Source organism: Actinomadura sp. BRA 177 (assembly GCF_013372625.1).
Lineage (GTDB): Bacteria > Actinomycetota > Actinomycetes > Streptosporangiales > Streptosporangiaceae > Spirillospora.
In genome coordinates this window covers 1-16,621 of the sequence record NZ_JABXFD010000421.1, presented here as the reverse complement: position 1 = coordinate 16,621, position 16,621 = coordinate 1, and the positions used below count along the sequence as shown (strand labels likewise).

The following is a 16,621-nucleotide window of genomic DNA, read 5'->3' as shown; positions in this document are numbered from 1 at the left end:
GTTCGGCGCGATGGCCTTTCTCGGCGCCACCGTCCGCCCGGGCATCGCCTACCTGCTGGACCTTCTCGGCTTCCCCGACCGGGTCGCCGGCGCCAGGCTGGTGATCACCGGCGAGGGCTCGCTGGACCGGCAGTCGCTGCACGGCAAGGCCCCGGTCGGTGTCGCCCGCGCCGCCGCCCGGTACGGCGTCCCGGCGATCGCCGTCGCCGGCCGGTGCGAACTGACCGGCGCACAGCTGCGCGAGGCCGGCCTTCGTGAGGCGCACGTCCTCACCGACATCGAACCCGACCCCGACCGGTGCATGGCGCAGGCCGGCCCGCTGCTGGAACGGCTGGCCGAGCGCATCGGCCGGGACGGCACCGTCCTAGGGGCCGCCGCGTGAGCTACGACCTGGTGGTCCGCTCCCGGCGGGCCGTCCTGCCGGACGGTGAGCGGCCGGCCGCCGTGGCCGTCGCCGACGGCCGCATCGCGGATATCGGCGACCACGGCGCGGTGCTGCCCGCCGCGACCGAAGTCGACCTGGGCGCGGTCGCGCTGCTCCCGGGCCTGGTCGACACCCATGTGCACATCAACGAACCGGGGCGCACCGAGTGGGAGGGCTTCGCGACCGCGACCCGTGCCGCGGCCGCCGGCGGCGTCACCACCCTGGTCGACATGCCGCTGAACTCGCTGCCGCCCACGGTCTCGCCGGCCGCGCTCGCCGCCAAGCGCGCCGCCGCGGCCGGGAAACTGCACGTTGACGTGGGCTTCTGGGGCGGTGCGATTCCCGGAAACCGGCCGATGCTGCGCCCGTTGCACGAGGCAGGTGTCTTCGGCTTCAAGTGCTTCGCGTCCGACTCGGGTGTCCCCGAATTCCCGCCGTTGTCCGTCGCCGAGATGAGGGCTGCGTTCCGGGAGATCGCATCCTTCGGCGGCCTCGTCATCGTGCACGCCGAGGATCCGTCCGCGCTCACCGTTCCCGCCGGCGGTGGCTATCCGGCGTTTCTGGCGTCCCGGCCGCCGTCCGCGGAAAGGCGCGCCGTCGAACTGGTCATCCGGCTCGCCGGGGAGACCGGGGTCCGCGCCCACATCCTGCACCTGTCCGCCGCCGACTGTCTCGACCCCATCGCCGCGGCGCAATCGGACGGACTGCCCATCACCGCCGAGACCTGTCCCCACTACCTGACCCTCACCGCGGCCGAAGCCACCGGAGCGGCGTTCAAATGCTGCCCGCCGATCCGTGACCCGGCCAACCAGGACGCCCTGTGGCAGGGCCTCGTGTCCGGAGTGATCTCCTGCGTGGTCAGTGACCATTCGCCCGCCGCACCAGAGCTCAAGCGGGGCGACTTCGCCACCGCCTGGGGCGGGATCTCCTCGCTCCAGCTCGGGCTTTCCGCCGTCTGGACGCGGGCCCGCGCCCGCGGGCAGGACCTCTCCGCCGTCGTGCGCTGGATGGCCGAGAATCCCGCCGACCTGGCCGCGGTCCCCGGCAAGGGCCGGCTGGCGGTCGGCACGGACGCCGATCTCGTCGCCTTCGACCCGGACGAGGCGTTCACCGTCGATCCCGCCCACCTGTACCACCGCCATCCCGTCACCCCGTACCTGGGGCGCAGGCTCACCGGCTCCGTCCGGCGGACCTGGCTGCGCGGTGTCCCGGTCGCCGGCACACCGTCCGGGCGCATGCTGACCCGAAAGGAGACCTCTTGACGGACTTCACGGATCTTCCCGACCTGGCCGTCCGCACTCTCGGCGGCTCGGTGACGGCCGCCAGCGACGAGTCCTTCGAGGAGAAGGAGAACCTGATCAACCCGTGGGAGCCGGCGTTCCGGCCCGAGACGTTCGGGCCGAAGGGGCAGGAGTACGACGGCTGGGAGACCGCCCGCCGCCGGGGGCCCGGCCATGACTGGGCGCTGATCCGGCTCGGCCTGCCCGGCGTCATCCGCGGCGTCGTGATCGATACCGCCTGGTTCAAGGGCAACTACCCGCCGCACGCGTCCGTCGAGGCGTGCGCCGTGAACGGCTACCCGTCCGACCTTTCGACGGCCGACTGGGTGGAGATCGTCCCGAAGAGCCCGCTGAAGGGGGACACCGCCCACGCCTTCCCAGTAAGCACGGAACGCCTGTTCACGCACGTCCGGCTGAACATGTTGCCGGACGGCGGCATAGCCCGGCTCCGCGTCCACGGCGACGTGATCCCCGACCCGCGTGTCCTGGACGGCCTGACCGTCGATCTGGCCGCGCTGGAGAACGGCGCCCGCGTCATCGAGTGTTCGGACATGTTCTACTCCTCGCCCGACAACATGCTGTTCCCCGGCCTGGCGCGCAACCAGGCGGAGGGCTGGGAGACGGCCCGCCGCCGCGACGACGGCCACGACTGGGCGGTGATCCGGCTCGCCGCGCCCGGCGTCATCAGGCTCGCCGAGATCGACACCACCAACCTGAAGTTCAACGCCCCCGGCGCCGCCGCGCTGCAGGGCCTCGACGCCCGCACGGCCGCCCTCGACGCCTGGCACCCCCTCCTGCCCCGCACCGCCCCCCTCCCCGACACCAGGCACCGCTTCCGCCTGGTATCGCCCGAGGTCACGCACGTCCGGCTGGACATCCACCCGGACGGCGGCATCGCCCGCCTCCGCCTCCTCGGCGACATGACCCCGGCCGGAGCCGGCGAACTCGCCGCCCGCTGGGACGCCCTCACCCAACGCTCGGCAAACCATTGACCATCGCCCCTCCACGCACTACGCGTGCACAGTCATTGGATGGTGAAGGTATCTAATGGTGATCGCCTGCTAACGTTCCGCGCATGGTCGGCATCACGCACGAATCCCCAATCAAGATCATCCGCGACAACCCGAGGGTTGTCGTCGATCTGCTGGAAACGGCCTTCGGCATCAAGGTGGATCCCCAGGTCAAGGTCAGATCCGCCAGCGAGGCGTGCACCCAGCTCGCCCCCACCGCGTACACCGCCGACAACGTGGTCGAACTCTGCGAAGGAGTCGCCACCGAACCGACGATCAGCGTCATCGCGGAAACGCAGACGACCATGGACCCGAGCAAGCACGGCAGTTGGCCCCTCTACCTCGCCTCGCAGTGGGCCAGGACCAGGTCCCCCTGCTACCTGGTCGTGATCTGCCCCGGCCGCAGCGTGGCCGAATGGGCACGGCGGCCGATCGCGCTCGGGCACCCCGACTTCAACCTCAGGCCGCTGGTGGTGGGGCCTGGCACGGGCCTGGGCGCCCAGCCGCTCATCACCACCACCGACCAGGCGGCGCGGATGCCCGAACTGGCCATCCTGAGCACCCTGGCCAACGTCACGCCTCCCACCGAGGAGTCCATCGAGATCACCCACGCCGCCCTGGCCACCATCGACAACCAGAACCCGGAATTCGGCCGCCTGTACACTGGGATGGTGCTGGCCGGGCTCTCGCAAGCCGCCAAGAAACTCCTGGAGGAGTACGTGACCACCGGTACCGCAGACTTCAAGTTCAAGCACGACCCCTTCCTCGAATATGAGGCCAGGGGGGAGGCCAAGGGGAAGGCCCGGGGGGAGGCCGAGTCGGTGCTGAAGCTTCTCACCGGACGGGGGGTCGACGTACCGGACGAGGTCAGCGACCGCGTTCTGGCCTGCAAGGACGAGGAGCAGCTGGACCGTTGGCTGATGCGCGCGGCCACGGCGGAGTCCGCCGAGGAGCTGTTCAGCTGACCGTCGGGTCGCCGCAGTACACGAGAACGCTCCCGGGGAATGCCGAGGGCGTCCTCGCACTCGGTTTCAGGGGCCTCGGTGGGGGTCTTCCTCCAGGTGCGTCACGGTCCCGACGCTGAACGTCCACACGGTCTCCGACCAACTCGTCCCGGTCGAGCACCAGAGCGAGTACGCGAAGGCCGTCCGCGCCGCCGGACGTACCCGCCTGCCGCGGCAGGCCTACGTCCACCGGATCGGCCACTGCAACTTCTCCGCGTCCGAGTACGTGGCGTCTCTTCAAGCGCTGGAGAAGCGCGTGAAGACCGGCCACTGGCCCGGCACCAGCGCGCGATCCCTCAACAAGGCCGCCGCGGCCCTCTCCCTCGACTCCTCGGCCTTCCTCCGCTACCGCCCCAGCCCCCTTGTGGTGCAGCCGTCCCGTCCGTGAAAAGGGTCGTAGGGCGGCATCAACCGATCGGCTGATGGCGGGACGAGCGCATCGGGCGATGTGGGCGGGGGCGGTCTGGGGCGATCGTCGTATGCATGCCGATCATTGAAGTCAACGGCCTGCGCAAGGTCTACGGGGGTCGTCCCGTGGTGGACGATGTCGCGTTCGGTGTCGAGGAAGGGGAGATCTTCGGGATCCTCGGGCCCAACGGCGCCGGGAAGACGACGGCCGTCGAGTGTCTGGCGGGGCTGCGCGAGCCCGACGCCGGGACCGTTCGCGTCGCCGGGCTCGACCCGCGCGCCGACCGTGACGGGGTCACCAGGGTTCTCGGCGTGCAGCTCCAGGAGAGCGAACTGCAGCCGAAGCTGGCCGTGCGGGAGGCACTGGAGCTGTACAGCGCGTTCTATCCGGACCCGCTCGACTGGCGCGAGCTCGCCGGACGCCTCGGCCTCGCCGACAGGCTCACCGCCCGGTTCGGCAAGTTGTCCGGCGGCCAGAAGCAGCGGCTGTTCATCGCCCTGGCCCTCATCGGCCGTCCCAGGATCGTCGTCCTGGACGAGCTGACCACCGGCCTGGACCCGCGCGCCCGCCGCGACACCTGGAAGCTGATCGAGGAGGTCCGCGACTCCGGCGTCACCGTCGTGCTCGTCACGCACTTCATGGAGGAGGCGCAGCGGCTCTGCGACCGGATCGCGGTGTTCAAGCAGGGCCGGGTGACCGCCCTGGACACCCCCGCCGGGCTGGTCCGCCGCAGCGCCGCCGGCACCGTGCTGTCGTTCGCCCCGTCCCGGCCCCTCGACGACGAGGACCTGGCGGGGCTGCCCGAGGCGACGACCATCGAGCGCCGCAACGGCCACCTCACCGTCCACGGCACCGACACGACCGTCAACGCGGTCATCTCGCTGCTCGCCCGCCGGCAGATCACCGCCCACCAGCTGCGGGTCACCGACGCCACGCTGGACGACGCCTTCCTCGAACTCACCGAAGACCGGGAGAACTGACGTGGCCGCCTCCACCGCCGTCCTGAAGGCGGAGCTCCGCCTCTTCCTCCGCGAGCCGTTCAGCCTGTTCTGGATCGTCGCGTTCCCCACCATCCTGCTGGCGATCCTCGGCCTGATCCCGTCGTTCCGGGAACCGGATCCCGGCCTCGGCGGCGCCCGGGTCATCGACCTGTACGTCCCGGTCAACGTGCTGCTCGCCATGATCATGGCCGGGATCCAGGCGCTGCCGCCGGTGCTGTCCGGCTACCGGGAGCGCGGCATCCTGCGCCGCATGTCCGCCACGCCCGTCCGGCCCGCCGCGCTGCTGGCCGCGCAGATCGTGCTGCACTTCGCGGCCGCCGTGGTCTCGGCGCTGCTGGTCATCGCCGTCGGCCGGCTCGCGTTCGGGGTGGCGCTGCCCGGCCAGGTGCCCGGCTACCTGCTGGCGCTGCTGCTCGGCGCCCTCGGCGCGCTCGCGCTGGGCGCCGCGGTCACCGCGGTCACGCCCAACGCCAAGGCCACCACCGTGGTCGGCACGATCGTGTTCTTCCCGGCGATGTTCCTCGCGGGCCTCTGGGTCCCCGTCCAGGCCATGCCCGGACCGCTGCGGAACGTCGTCGAGTACTTCCCGTTCGGCGCCGCGTCCCAGGCCCTCGACCAGGCCGCCGGCGGCGCCTTCCCCGGATGGACGCACCTGGCCGTCACCGCCGGCTGGGCCGCCGTCCTGATCGCCGCCGCCGTCCGCTGGTTCCGCTGGGAATAGGCCCGGACGAGAGATAGGACAAAATAGTTCAATGACCACGATCCAGCAGCAGTGGGAGCGGTTCTTCCGCTGGGGGCCGTTCGGCCTGCTGGCCCTCGCGACCCTGCTGGGGCTGCTCATCCGCGATCTGGTCATGTCGCCGGCGGAGCAGTGGGCGGCCGCGGCCCTCCTCCTCACCGCGCTGGCCCTCCAGGTCGCGCACGCCGCCTGGACGATCCCGGGACGCGGCTACTTCTGGACCCGCACCGCCCTCGCCTTCACCCTGTCCTGGCTGAACCCGTTCTTCTGCGTCTACGCCGTACTCGGGTACTTCGACGCCCAGCGCTACCTGCCCCGCCGCTGGGTGAGGGCCGGACTGCTCGTCACGGCGGTCACGATGGCGGGCGGCCAGTCGGGCGGCCTCCCGCCGGACGGCCCCGCCCAGGCGGGCGCCTTCGGCGGCCTCCTCGTCCTGAACACCGTGCTCGTCGCCATCTTCGCCCGGCTCGGCGACCGGGAGGCCGAGCAGGCCCGCGTCCAGGCGGAGACCATCGCCGAACTCGAACGCACCAACGCCCGCCTGGAGCAAGCGCTCGCAGAGAACGCCGCCCTGCACGCCCAGCTCCTCGTCCAGGCCCGCGAGGCCGGGGTCAGCGACGAGCGCCGCCGGCTGGCCGCCGAGATCCACGACACCCTCGCGCAGGGCCTGACCGGCATCATCACCCAGCTCCAGGCGGCCGAGGACGGTGCGCACGTCCGCCGCGCCACCGACCTGGCGCGCGAGAGCCTGCGTGAGGCGCGCCGCTCCGTGCGGGACCTCGCGCCGACCCACCTGGAACACGACACCCTCCCCGACGCCCTCAAGAAGATCACCGGCGACCGGGCGCGCCTCACCGTCACCGGGACGGTCGAACCCCTGCACGGAGAGCTGGAGGCCGCACTCTTGCGCATCGCCCAGGAGGCCCTCGCCAACGCCACCCGGCACGCCCACGCCGAGCGCATCGGCGTGACCCTCTCCTACATGGACGGAGAAGTGGCCCTCGACGTCCGCGACGACGGCCGCGGCTTCACCGCCCGCCCCGCCGGCGGCTTCGGCCTGACCGCCATGCGGGAGCGCGCGGAACGGGTCGCCGGCACCCTGGAGATCGAGTCCGAACCCGGCCGGGGCACGGCCGTCTCCGCCCGCGTACCGTTGATCCGCCATGGCTGACGACACCGCTGACATCACGCTGCTGATCGTCGACGACCATCCCGTCGTCCGGGACGGCCTGCGCGGCATGTTCGCCGCCACCACCGGATTCGAGGTCCTGGGCGAGGCCGCCGACGGCCGCCAGGCCGTGGCCCTCGCGGCGGAGCTGCGCCCCGACGTCGTCCTCATGGACCTCCGGATGCCCGGCGGAGGCGGCGTCGAGGCCATCACCGAGCTCGCCCGCCGCGGCCTGCCCTGCAAGGTGCTCGTCCTCACCACCTACGACACCGACGCCGACACGATCCCGGCGATCGAGGCCGGCGCCACCGGCTACCTGCTCAAGGACGCGCCCCGCGAGGACCTCTTCGACGCCGTCCGCGCCGCCGCCGCGGGCCGCACCGTGCTGTCCCCGGCCATCGCCTCCCGCCTCGTCTCCCGCGTCCGCGCCCCCCGCGAGGATTCCCTGAGCAGCCGCGAACTGGAGGTCCTGCGGCTGGTGGCACGCGGCACGAGCAACCGGGAGATCGCCGGCGAGCTCTTCATCAGCGAGGCGACCGTCAAGACCCACCTCACCCACATCTACGCCAAGCTGGACGCCAAGGACCGCGCCGCGGCGGTGGCCACCGCGTACAACCTGCGCCTGCTGCCCTGAACGCGGAACGCCCCCGGCGGACGGCCGGGGGCGTCGACCGTTCGCGAGGTCAGGCCTCGGTGGGGTCCTCCTCCAGGAGGTCGTCGAACTCGCCGTCCTTGACGCCCGCGATGAAGGCGTCCCACTCGGCCTCGGTGAAGTAGAGGATCGGCCCCTCGGGGTTCTTGGCGTCGCGCATCACGACGGCCCGCTCACCGAAGTCCTTGTGCTGGACGGGGACGTCCTTGCCATCGATGAACTCGATGATGACCCCGTCGCTGAGGATCGGTTCCTGCTCGGTCACTGGCACACCTTCTTCGTCCTGGCTCCTGTCGGGGTCCAAGGCTAGTGGGGAAGGGGCGCGCGCCACACGGGGAATGCGGTCAGGGGTCGATGAGCAGGCGGGTGGCGGTGATCTCCAGGCGGGACTGGATCTCCTCGGCGGTGGCGTTGCCGCGCAGCATCTCGATCATCTCCATGGTCCAGATGCCGGACAGCGCGCGGGCCGCGAGGCGGCGCGGATCGCCGGCGGGGATGGCCTCCGGCGGGCCGGACGCGGCGCGCAGCAGCAGCCCGCTCATCCGCTCGCCGAAGTCGGTCTTGACGTCGGACAGCAGGAGGGAGCGGATCATCGCCTCGGCCAGTTCGGGCTCGCGCATGAGGCCGCGGGTGGCGCGCATCAGCACCTCGACCGCGCGTTCGGGGGCGGCGCCGCTGCGGGGCGGGCGGCGCTCGATGCTGCCTTCGAGGAGGTCGATCTCCTCGCTGACGACGGCGACGACCAGATCCATCTTGGACGGGAAGTAGCGGTACAGCGTGCCGAGCGCGACCCCGGCCCGCTCGGAGACGGTGCGCATCTGCATCGCCTCGATGCCGCCGCGGGACGCGAGCGCGGCGGCCGCCTGGACGATACGCTTGCGCCGCTGGTGCTGGCTGCGGGAGCGCACGCCCTGCCCGGCCGCCTGTCCCGCCGGCCGGCCGTCTCCGGTCACTGTCGGCTCTGCGGTCACGGTCGTCATCCCTTCTGTGCGGGCTCGGTCGCCCGGCGCGTTCTCCCTAGCGTACAGGTTCGCGAGAACGTGTTATCTGATTGGCTGAAGGCGGCCTTTCCCGGGCCGTCGCCGCCGGCGCCCTCGGCCCTGCCATAGCAGGCTAACCGGCCTGCCAACGAGAACGATCGGACCTCTGGACACTGAGTAGAATCTGTTCTACTTTTTCGCCGTGGGCGCGTCCTGGAGGTGGGCATGGTGAGCGTCGCGGCACCGCTGGAGGCCAGGGCGGACGACGACCGGCCCGGGCCGCGCGCCGAGTTCGAGCGGTGCGGCCGGCTGCACCTCCTGGAAGGGAGCGGATGAGTGGACTTCAACCTCGACGAGACCCAGCAAGAGATCAAGGGCCTCGCCGCCGGAGTGCTCGGGCGCGAGGCCGCGCAGGAGCGGCTGGAGGCGTTCGAGAAGAGCGGCGCCCCCTACGACGAGGCGACCTGGAAGGCCCTCGCGCAGGCGGGGCTGCTCGGGATCGTCCTGCCCGAGGACGCCGGCGGCGCCGGCCTCGGCCCGGTCGAGCTGGCGGTGATCCTGCGCGAGGTCGGCCTGCACGTCGCGCCCGTCCCGGTGTACGCGTCGCTCGCGCTGGCGGCCGTCCCGATCGGCGCGCACGGCACGGCGGAGCAGCGTGCCCTGCTCGCCCCGCTGACCGAGGGCGCGACGATCCTGACGGGCGCGTACCGCGAGGTCGGCCCGGCCGGTGAGGTCGCCACGACGGCCCGCAAGGACGGCGACGGTTACGTCCTCAACGGCGTGAAGACGTTCGTCCCGTATGCGCGGGAGGCGGCGCGGATCCTCGTCCCGGCGCGCGTCGAGGGCGAGGGCATCGGGGTCTTCCTGGTCGAGCCCGGTGCCGCGACGATCACCGAGCAGCCGTCCGCGACGAGCGAGCCGCTGTCCCGCGTCGCACTGGACGACACGAGGGTCGGCTCCGAGGCTCTGCTCGGCGGCACCGCTGACGGCGCGGCCTGGGACACCCTCCGCCGCTCGGCCGTCGCCGGCGCGGTCGCGATCTCGTCCGGCGTCATCGAGGGCGCGCTGGAGCTGACCAAGGAGTACACCAAGACCCGCGAGCAGTTCGACCGGGCGCTCGCGCAGTTCCAGGCCGTCACGATGCAGATCAGCGACGTCTACATCGCGAAGCGCGCGCTGGACGTGGCCGTCTGGGCGGGCGTCTGGCGGCTGGCCGAGGACGCGGGCGACGCCGAGGAACTGCTGACGATCGCGTCCTACAACGCGTGCGACCCCGTCATCAAGGCCCTCTACACCTGCCAGCACCTGCACGGCGGCATCGGCCTGGACGTCACCTACCCGCTGCACCGCTACTTCGCCTTGGGCAAGCACTGCGGCCACCTGCTCGGCGGCGCGGAAGACCGGCTCGACGCGCTCGGCGCGCTCATCGCTCAGGAGGCCTGAATGTTCATCGACCTGACCGACGAGCAGAAGAGGCTCCGCGCCGAGCTGCGCGAGTACTTCGAGAACTGCCTGACCGCAGAGCAGCGCGCCGCGATCGGGGCGGACCCGTTCGGCGCCGCCTACATGGAGCACTGCAAGCGGCTCGGCCGCGACGGGATGCTCGGCGTCGCGCTGCCGAAGGAGTACGGCGGGCGCGGCTACGGCCCGGTCGAGCAGACGATCTTCGCGAACGAGATCGCCCGCGCCGAGGTCACCTACCCGCTGATCACGCTGAACTCGGTGGCGCCGACGATCCTGCAGTACGGGTCGGACGCGCACAAGGAGTTCTTCATCCCGCGCATCCTCGCGGGGGAGTGCCACTTCGCGATCGGCTACAGCGAGCCGGGCGCCGGCACCGACCTCGCCGCGCTGCGCACCACCGCGGTCAAGGACGGCGACCACTACCTGGTGAACGGGCAGAAGATCTTCACGTCCGGCGCGCACCACTCGGACTACGTGTGGCTCGCGGCCCGCACCGACCCGTCCGCGAAGAAGCACAAGGGCATCTCGATGTTCATCGTCGACTGCAAGGACCCGGGCTTCTCCTGGACGCCGATCATCACGATGGACGGCGCCCACCACACCAACTCGACGTACTTCCAGGACATCCGCGTCCCGGCCGACATGCTCATCGGCGAGGAGAACAAGGGCTGGGACCTGATCGTCAACCAGCTCAACCACGAGCGGGTCACGCTCGGCCCGGCCGGCAACATCGGGCACACCCGCAACCGGTTCGAGCGCTGGGCCCGCGCCACGACGGGACGAGACGGCCGGCCGCTCATCGAGGAGCCCGCCGTCCGCCGCGCGCTCGCCCAGGTGCACGCCTACCTGCGCGTCAACGAGATCCTCAACTGGCAGGTCGCCGCGAACCAGGACCTCGGCTGGCTCGGCGCCGCCGACGCGTCCGCCACCAAGATCTACTCCTCGGAGCGGATGCAGGAGGTCGGCCGCATCGTCGGGGACGTCCTCGCCCGCTACGGCGACCCCGGCGACCCGGAGACGGCGGGCTTCATGACGTCGGTCGACCGGCTGTCCAAGGGCGCGCTCGTGCTGACGTTCGGCGGCGGCGTCAACGAGATCCAGCGCGAGCTGATCGCGATGATCGGCCTCGGCCTGCCCCGCGCCCCCCGCTGACCGTCAGGTCTTTCCGGGCCGGGTCTTCTTGGGCTCGGCGCCGTGCGCGAAACCGGTCGCGTCGTCCGCGCCCCGCTGGGGTTCCCGCTGGGACCCCAGCCGGCGCAGGACGCGGCGCAGGTCGTCCAGGAACAGGTCGGCGAGGTCGTGCCCGAACCCGTTGCGCACCACCACGCGCAGGACGGCGAGGTCGGTGCGGTTCTCCGGGAAGGTGTAGGCGGGCACGAGCCACCCCGACTCGCGCAGCGCGGCCGACACGTCGAACACCGTGAAGTTGCGGACGTCCTCCCGCACGCGGAACGCGAACACCGGGATGTCGGAGCCGTCGGTGAGCGTCTCGAACGGGCCGAGCCGGCCGATCTCGGACGCCAGCCGCGTCGCGACGTCCCGGCACGTCTGCTGGACGCGGCGGTACCCGTCGAAGCCGAGCCGCAGGAAGTTGTAGTACTGGGCGACGACCTGCGCGCCGGGGCGGGAGAAGTTCAGCGCGAACGTCGGCATGTCCCCGCCGAGGTAGTTGACGTGGAAGACGAGGTCGTCGGGGAGCGCGTCCTCGTCCCGCCACAGCGCCCAGCCCACGCCCGGCATGACGAGGCCGTATTTGTGGCCGGAGGTGTTGATGGACGCGACGCGCGGCAGCCGGAAGTCCCAGTGCAGGCCCGGGTCGAGGAACGGCGCCACCATCGCGCCGGACGCGCCGTCCACATGGATCGGCACGTCCAGGCCCGTGTTCTGCTCCAGGTCGTCGAGCGCGGACGCGATCTCCGCGACCGGCTCGTAGCTCCCGTCGAACGTGGACCCGAGGACGGCGACGACCCCGATCGTGTTCTCGTCGCACAGCTCCACGGCCTCCCGCGCGCCGAGGTGGTAGCGGTCGCCCTCCATCGGCACGTACCGGGGCTCGACCTCGAAGTAGTTCGCGAACTTCTCCCAGCAGATCTGCACGTTGACGCCCATGACGAGGTTCGGCCGGTCCGCGGGTTCCCCGGCCGCCCGCCGCCGCGCCTGCCAGCGGCGCTTGAGCGCGAGCCCGCCGAGCATCGCCGCCTCGCTGGACCCGGTGGTCGAGCAGCCCACGGTGCGGCGCGGATCCTCGGCGTGCCAGAGCCGGGCGAGCATGTGCACGCAGCGCATCTCCAGCTCGGCGGTGCGCGGGTACTCGTCCTTGTCGATCATGTTCTTCTCGGCGCACTCGGCCATCAGCCGCACCGCCTCCGGCTCCGCCCACGTCGACACGAACGTCGCGAGGTTCAGCCGCGCGTTGCCGTCCAGCATCAGCTCGTCGTGGACGACCTGGTAGGCGGTGCCCGGGTCCAGCTCGCCGGCGGGCAGCGCGTACCGGGGGATCGTCAGCGGCTCGCGGCTGAAGACCGGGTTGACCTCCAGGTCACGGCTACCGTCTCCGGCAGTGCGGGGATGCTTCAGGGCCATGCCGCCGAAGTACCCCGGCCGCCCGCTTCCACACAGCAGCGCGACGGGTACGGCACCTACTCGACGGGGGCGTTGAGGCCGTTCTCGAGGATGGCGAACGCCTGGTCGACCGTCTCCGAGAGCGTGCCGAAGCCGCCGCCGAGGCGGCGGGTGGCATCGGCGGCGGCCTGGAAGGCGCACGTCGTCGCGGCCGCCACGACGTGGGGACGCAGGTCCGTGGCCGGGTCGAGCCCCATCCGTCCCGCGATGATCTCGGTGAGCAGCGCCTGCTTCTTCTGCGCGTGCTCCAGGCTGCCCCCCATCAGGGCGGGGCTCTCGTTCATCATCGTGAGCATGCACTCGAAGCGGCCGGGGGTGAATCCCAGCTCGCCGGCCTCGCAGGCGCGGGCGATCTCCACCACGGTGCGCCGCAGTGCCGTCATGATCGGCTCGTCGGCGGGGCGTCCGGCCAGCACCTCGGTGACGGCGCGGATCTGCTCCTCCTGGAAGGTGAGCGCGACGTCCTCCTTCGAGGCGAAGTAGCGGAAGAACGTGCGGGAGGAGACGTCCACGGCGTCGGCGATCTCCTCGACGGTGGTGGCGTCGAATCCCTTTTCGGCGAAGAGCGTGAACGCGGCGTCGATGAGCGCCTCGCGGGTGCGCTGCTTCTTGCGTTCGCGCCTGCCCGGGGGCTGGGATCCGGGACCGGACGTGCCGGTCTCGGGGGCGGTCGCGGTCATGTGCGCAGTGTAACCAGCGGGTGCGCCCGCGCCAAGTGGCAGCGCGAGAATTCTGTCGTAAGCTAAATCATGTCTTCGGATGACGGTAGGCAGTTGACGACATGTGTCACATCATGACACTTTGAACCCCTGCCAAACCGGAGGGGTCGACCATGACTCATGCACAAGGCGCCGACACACTCGAACCGGGCGCCGTCAACGTTCCGCCGCGCGATCAGGCGCGCGGCCGACCAGCCAGGCCGGGGCACGGGCATCCGTGGCTCACCCTCGTCGCCGTCGCGCTCGGCGTGATGATGGTCGGCCTGGACGCGACCGTCGTGTCCATCGCCAACCCCGCGATCGCCAAGGACCTCGGCGCGAGCCTGTCCGGCCTGCAGTGGGTGACCAACGCCTACCTGCTGGCGCTCGCCGTCACGCTGATCCCCGCCGGGAAGATCGCCGACCGGTTCGGCCGCAAGCGGACGTTCCTCGCCGGCGTGGTCGGGTTCGCCGTCTCCTCGCTGCTCATCGGGCTGTCCGGCGGGCTCGGCATGGTGATCTTCTGGCGTGTCGTGCAGGGCTTCGCGGGCGCGCTGCTGCAGCCCGCCAGCCTCGCCATCCTGCGCAACACCTTCCCCGCCGAGCGGCTCAACGCCGCGATCGGCATCTGGGGCTCCACGGTCGGCATCTCGATCGCGGGCGGCCCGATCGTCGCCGGGCTGCTGGTCGAGAACGTCAACTGGGAGTCGGTGTTCTTCCTCAACGCCCCGCTCGGGCTGGTCGCGCTGCTGGTCGGCCTGTGGGTGATCCGCGAGTCGCGGGACGAGGAGGGCGCCGGCTCGTTCGACCTGCCCGGCGTCGCGCTGCTCACCGGCGCGCTGTTCGCCCTGGTCTGGGGCCTTATCAAGGCCGGTGAGCACGGGTTCGGGGACGCCGTCCCGCTGGTCTCGTTCGCCGTGTCCGCCGTGCTGTTCGCCGCGTTCGTCCGGACCGAGCTGCGGGTGGAGCACCCGCTGCTGCCGCTCGGCCTGTTCCGCTCGGTGTCGCTGTCGGCGGCGACCGGGCTCATCGTCCTCGGCTTCTTCGCGATGTTCGGGACGATCTTCTTCATCACCCTCTACCTGCAGCAGGTGCACGGGATGAGCCCGGTGGACGCCGGCGTCCGGCTGCTGCCGATGACCGGCATGTTCATCATCGCGTCCCCGATCGCGGGCGCGCTGACCAGCCGGTTCGGCCCGCGGCCGCCGCTCGCGCTCGGGATGGGGTTCACCGCGGTCGCGATGTTCGGCCTGTCCCGCATCGGGGTGGACGCCCCTTATGTGCAGATGTGGCCGTGGTTCGTGCTCGTCGGCCTGGCGTTCGGGATGATCATCGTCGCCGGGACGGAGGCCATCGTCGGCAACGCGCCCGCGCACCTCGCGGGCGTCGCGGGCGGCCTGCAGCAGACCGCCTCGCAGCTCGGCGGCGTCCTCGGCACGTCGGTGCTGGGCGTGCTGCTGTCCACCAAGGTCGGCGACGTGCTGTTCGGGCGGCTGACCGACGCGGGCGTCCCCGCACCGGCGGCCCAGCAGCTCGAAGGCGCGGGCGGGCTCGTGTCGCAGGGCGTCGCGCCCGTCCCGCCGGGGACGCCGGACCAGGCCGCGGACGCCATCACCACCGGAAGCCACCTCGCGTTCATGGACGGCTTCCAGGAGTCGCTGACCGTCGCGGCGGCGGTCGCGCTCGCCGCCGTCCTCGCGGCGCTGCTCGTGCGGCGGGGCGGCAGCCCCGTCGACGGCGCCGCGGCCGCCTGATCGCGCGGGGTTAGGCTGCCGGTGTGATGGGTTCGTTCGTGAAGCGGTACACGATGCCGCTGACGTTCCTGGGACTGTTCGCGGCCGTGTGGATGGTGCAGGCCCTCGTCCTGCCGCCGGACGCCCGGCACGCGCTGGTCGCCTGGGCCAGCACCAACCTGTCCAACCTCGCGGTCAACCCGGTCGGGACGATGGTCGCTTCGGCGTTCGTCGCCGAGGGGGCGCAGGGCGTGCTGCTGGTCGTCGCGGCGATCGGGCTGTTCCCCCTCACCCGGCGGTTCGGGAACCTGCGGGCCGTGGTGCTCGTCGCCGCCTCGCACGTCCTCGGCACCCTCGTCAGCCAGGGCATCGCGCTCGTGCGGCTGGAGGCCGGCCTGCTGTCGGACTCCATCCGCACGGTCCCCGACGTCGGCCCGTCCTACGTGCTGTGCGCGGCGCTCGTCGCGGCGTTCCTGTACGGGCGCGGGCGGGTGCGGCGGCTGCTGGCGCTGGCCGGCTGGTGCGCGCTCGTGCCCGTCCTGCTGGACGGCCTGCTCGCGCTGAAGGTCGCCGCCGTCGGGCACCTGACGGCGATGCTCGCCGGCGCGCTGATCGGCGGGTTGCTGCTCCTACTGGAACGCCGCCGCGTCGCGGTGCCCGCGCCGCCCGAAATGGCGCGGCCGGGGCCGCTCGCGGGGGCCTGACTTCGGTCAGCCCTGCCCCGGCTCCGGGGCGGGGTTGGCGGTGGGGCTCGGGCTCGGCGTCCCGGAGTCCTCGGCGGGCGGTGTCGACGGGGTGTCCGTCGGCGGCGTGGCCGGCGGCGTCGATCCGTCGTCCGGCGGAGTCGCCGGGTCGGAGGAAGGCGGCGGCGTTGTCGTCGGGGGAGTGGTCGGCGACTCCTCCGGCGGGGTGGACGGCTTCTCCGGCCGCGACGGCGTGTCCGTCACCGGCTTCTCGTCCGGCGACGGCTTTCCCGTCGGGGACGTCGCGGGCGGCGCCGGGGCCGGACCGCCGCCGGGGGTGCCGCTCGCCGGCTGCGGCGGGTCGTCGTAGGCGCTGGTGACCGGGTTCTCCTCGGACGCGGTCGGCGAGCCGCCCGTCCCGCGTTCGGCACCGGTGAGGCCGGGGAGCGGGCTCTGCGGCACGCCGCTGGTCTGCGCGGACGCCGGATGCGTCTGCCCCTTGCTCGCCGACGGGACCATCGAGGCGGCGTCACCGCCGCCGTCATCGGCCTGCTCGTGTCCTGGCCGGCGGCGGCCGACGCGGCGACGCCCGCGGCCGCGCCGAGGCCCTTGGAGAGGCCGCCCGAGACGCCGCGCTTCGGACGGTCCCCGCGCTCCCCCCCGATCCCGACGAGGGGGCCCGGCGCGGCCGCGGGCGTCGCCTGTCTCTTCTACCCCTCCGAACCCGCCCACGCACGGCGCAACGGACGCGCCG

General features: G+C 72.1%; 18 protein-coding genes. 13 read left to right on the top strand and 5 right to left on the bottom strand.

Annotation, left to right across the window (positions count from 1 at the left end; genetic code table 11):
* The 9 genes from HUX53_RS25440 to HUX53_RS25405 all read left to right on the top strand — a co-directional run.
* The coding region (locus HUX53_RS25440) for a glycerate kinase (protein WP_176405746.1) at positions 1-382 on the top strand (382 nt) is incomplete at its 5' end.
* Positions 379-1,686, top strand: coding sequence for an allantoinase AllB (allB, locus tag HUX53_RS25435; RefSeq protein ID WP_176405745.1), 1,308 nt, complete (start codon positions 379-381; stop codon positions 1,684-1,686). The genes HUX53_RS25440 and allB, both read left to right, overlap by 4 nt.
* On the top strand, positions 1,683-2,696 hold the full coding sequence (gene alc / locus HUX53_RS25430; RefSeq protein WP_176405744.1) for an allantoicase: 1,014 nt from the start codon (positions 1,683-1,685) through the stop codon (positions 2,694-2,696). The genes allB and alc overlap by 4 nt, the downstream gene beginning before the upstream one ends.
* An 83-nt stretch (positions 2,697-2,779) precedes the next feature.
* Positions 2,780-3,679 carry a hypothetical protein gene (locus HUX53_RS25425; protein ID WP_176405743.1) on the top strand — a complete coding sequence of 300 codons (900 nt, stop codon included), beginning with the start codon at positions 2,780-2,782 and terminating at the stop codon, positions 3,677-3,679.
* Between the two features lie 295 nt (positions 3,680-3,974).
* Positions 3,975-4,106 (top strand): hypothetical protein, encoded by a 132-nt coding sequence (locus tag HUX53_RS41535; protein ID WP_255205619.1) that lies wholly within the window; start codon positions 3,975-3,977, stop codon positions 4,104-4,106.
* A 95-nt stretch (positions 4,107-4,201) separates the two neighbouring features.
* Complete coding sequence (locus HUX53_RS25420) at positions 4,202-5,107, top strand: ABC transporter ATP-binding protein (protein ID WP_176405742.1); 906 nt, start codon at positions 4,202-4,204, stop codon at positions 5,105-5,107.
* A gap of 1 nt (position 5,108) precedes the next feature.
* Entirely contained in the window at positions 5,109-5,849 is a 741-nt protein-coding gene (locus HUX53_RS25415) for an ABC transporter permease (protein WP_176405741.1), read from the top strand.
* Positions 5,850-5,880: 31 nt separating this feature from the next.
* Positions 5,881-7,038 carry a sensor histidine kinase gene (locus HUX53_RS25410; protein WP_176405740.1) on the top strand — a complete coding sequence of 386 codons (1,158 nt, stop codon included), beginning with the start codon at positions 5,881-5,883 and terminating at the stop codon, positions 7,036-7,038.
* Positions 7,031-7,669, top strand: a complete 639-nt coding sequence (locus HUX53_RS25405) for a response regulator transcription factor (protein WP_176405739.1) — start codon at positions 7,031-7,033, stop codon at positions 7,667-7,669. The genes HUX53_RS25410 and HUX53_RS25405 overlap by 8 nt, the downstream gene beginning before the upstream one ends.
* 49 nt (positions 7,670-7,718) lie before the next feature.
* Here HUX53_RS25405 and HUX53_RS41530 read toward each other — a convergent pair whose 3' ends face one another.
* Positions 7,719-7,952, bottom strand: a complete 234-nt coding sequence (locus tag HUX53_RS41530) for a DUF397 domain-containing protein (RefSeq protein ID WP_176405738.1) — start codon at positions 7,950-7,952, stop codon at positions 7,719-7,721.
* A gap of 79 nt (positions 7,953-8,031) precedes the next feature.
* Positions 8,032-8,658 (bottom strand): TetR family transcriptional regulator, encoded by a 627-nt coding sequence (locus HUX53_RS25395; RefSeq protein ID WP_309237423.1) that lies wholly within the window; start codon positions 8,656-8,658, stop codon positions 8,032-8,034.
* Between the two features lie 345 nt (positions 8,659-9,003).
* On the opposite strand from HUX53_RS25395, the gene HUX53_RS25390 reads away from it, so the two are divergent.
* Together HUX53_RS25390 and HUX53_RS25385 are read left to right on the top strand one after the other, a co-directional pair.
* The gene (locus tag HUX53_RS25390) at positions 9,004-10,110 is read left to right on the top strand and encodes an acyl-CoA dehydrogenase family protein (protein WP_176405736.1); all 1,107 of its coding nucleotides are present in this window, start codon (positions 9,004-9,006) and stop codon (positions 10,108-10,110) included.
* Positions 10,111-11,283: an acyl-CoA dehydrogenase family protein gene (locus HUX53_RS25385; RefSeq protein ID WP_176405735.1), complete on the top strand. Its 1,173-nt coding sequence runs from the start codon at positions 10,111-10,113 to the stop codon at positions 11,281-11,283.
* 3 nt (positions 11,284-11,286) lie between these two features.
* Here the strand turns inward: HUX53_RS25385 and HUX53_RS25380 are convergent, their stop codons facing one another.
* Together HUX53_RS25380 and HUX53_RS25375 are read right to left on the bottom strand one after the other, a co-directional pair.
* Positions 11,287-12,714, bottom strand: a complete 1,428-nt coding sequence (locus HUX53_RS25380) for a glutamate decarboxylase (RefSeq protein ID WP_176405734.1) — start codon at positions 12,712-12,714, stop codon at positions 11,287-11,289.
* A 56-nt stretch (positions 12,715-12,770) separates the two neighbouring features.
* Positions 12,771-13,433: a TetR family transcriptional regulator gene (locus HUX53_RS25375; protein WP_176405733.1), complete on the bottom strand. Its 663-nt coding sequence runs from the start codon at positions 13,431-13,433 to the stop codon at positions 12,771-12,773.
* A 152-nt stretch (positions 13,434-13,585) separates the two neighbouring features.
* Between HUX53_RS25375 and HUX53_RS25370 the strand changes: the two genes are divergently transcribed.
* Positions 13,586-15,205 carry an MFS transporter gene (locus tag HUX53_RS25370; RefSeq protein WP_176405732.1) on the top strand — a complete coding sequence of 540 codons (1,620 nt, stop codon included), beginning with the start codon at positions 13,586-13,588 and terminating at the stop codon, positions 15,203-15,205.
* Between the two features lie 26 nt (positions 15,206-15,231).
* Positions 15,232-15,888: a rhomboid-like protein gene (locus HUX53_RS25365; protein WP_176405731.1), complete on the top strand. Its 657-nt coding sequence runs from the start codon at positions 15,232-15,234 to the stop codon at positions 15,886-15,888.
* 6 nt (positions 15,889-15,894) lie between these two features.
* On the opposite strand, the gene HUX53_RS25360 is transcribed toward HUX53_RS25365, so the two are convergent.
* Positions 15,895-16,386 (bottom strand): hypothetical protein, encoded by a 492-nt coding sequence (locus HUX53_RS25360; protein ID WP_176405730.1) that lies wholly within the window; start codon positions 16,384-16,386, stop codon positions 15,895-15,897.
* Positions 16,387-16,621: the final 235 nt, after the last annotated feature.

What these genes read in the sequence shown, in the direction of transcription:
- HUX53_RS25425 (WP_176405743.1), top strand. Translation starts at nt 2,780, where the DNA reads ATGGTCGGCATCACGCACGAATCCCCAATCAAGATCATCCGCGACAAC.
- HUX53_RS25420 (WP_176405742.1), top strand. Translation starts at nt 4,202, where the DNA reads ATGCCGATCATTGAAGTCAACGGCCTGCGCAAGGTCTACGGGGGTCGT.
- HUX53_RS25410 (WP_176405740.1), top strand. Translation starts at nt 5,881, where the DNA reads ATGACCACGATCCAGCAGCAGTGGGAGCGGTTCTTCCGCTGGGGGCCG.
- HUX53_RS25405 (WP_176405739.1), top strand. Translation starts at nt 7,031, where the DNA reads ATGGCTGACGACACCGCTGACATCACGCTGCTGATCGTCGACGACCAT.
- HUX53_RS25385 (WP_176405735.1), top strand. Translation starts at nt 10,111, where the DNA reads ATGTTCATCGACCTGACCGACGAGCAGAAGAGGCTCCGCGCCGAGCTG.
- HUX53_RS25380 (WP_176405734.1), bottom strand. Translation starts at nt 12,714, where the DNA reads ATGGCCCTGAAGCATCCCCGCACTGCCGGAGACGGTAGCCGTGACCTG.
- HUX53_RS25375 (WP_176405733.1), bottom strand. Translation starts at nt 13,433, where the DNA reads ATGACCGCGACCGCCCCCGAGACCGGCACGTCCGGTCCCGGATCCCAG.
- HUX53_RS25370 (WP_176405732.1), top strand. Translation starts at nt 13,586, where the DNA reads ATGACTCATGCACAAGGCGCCGACACACTCGAACCGGGCGCCGTCAAC.
- HUX53_RS25365 (WP_176405731.1), top strand. Translation starts at nt 15,232, where the DNA reads ATGGGTTCGTTCGTGAAGCGGTACACGATGCCGCTGACGTTCCTGGGA.
- HUX53_RS25360 (WP_176405730.1), bottom strand. Translation starts at nt 16,386, where the DNA reads ATGGTCCCGTCGGCGAGCAAGGGGCAGACGCATCCGGCGTCCGCGCAG.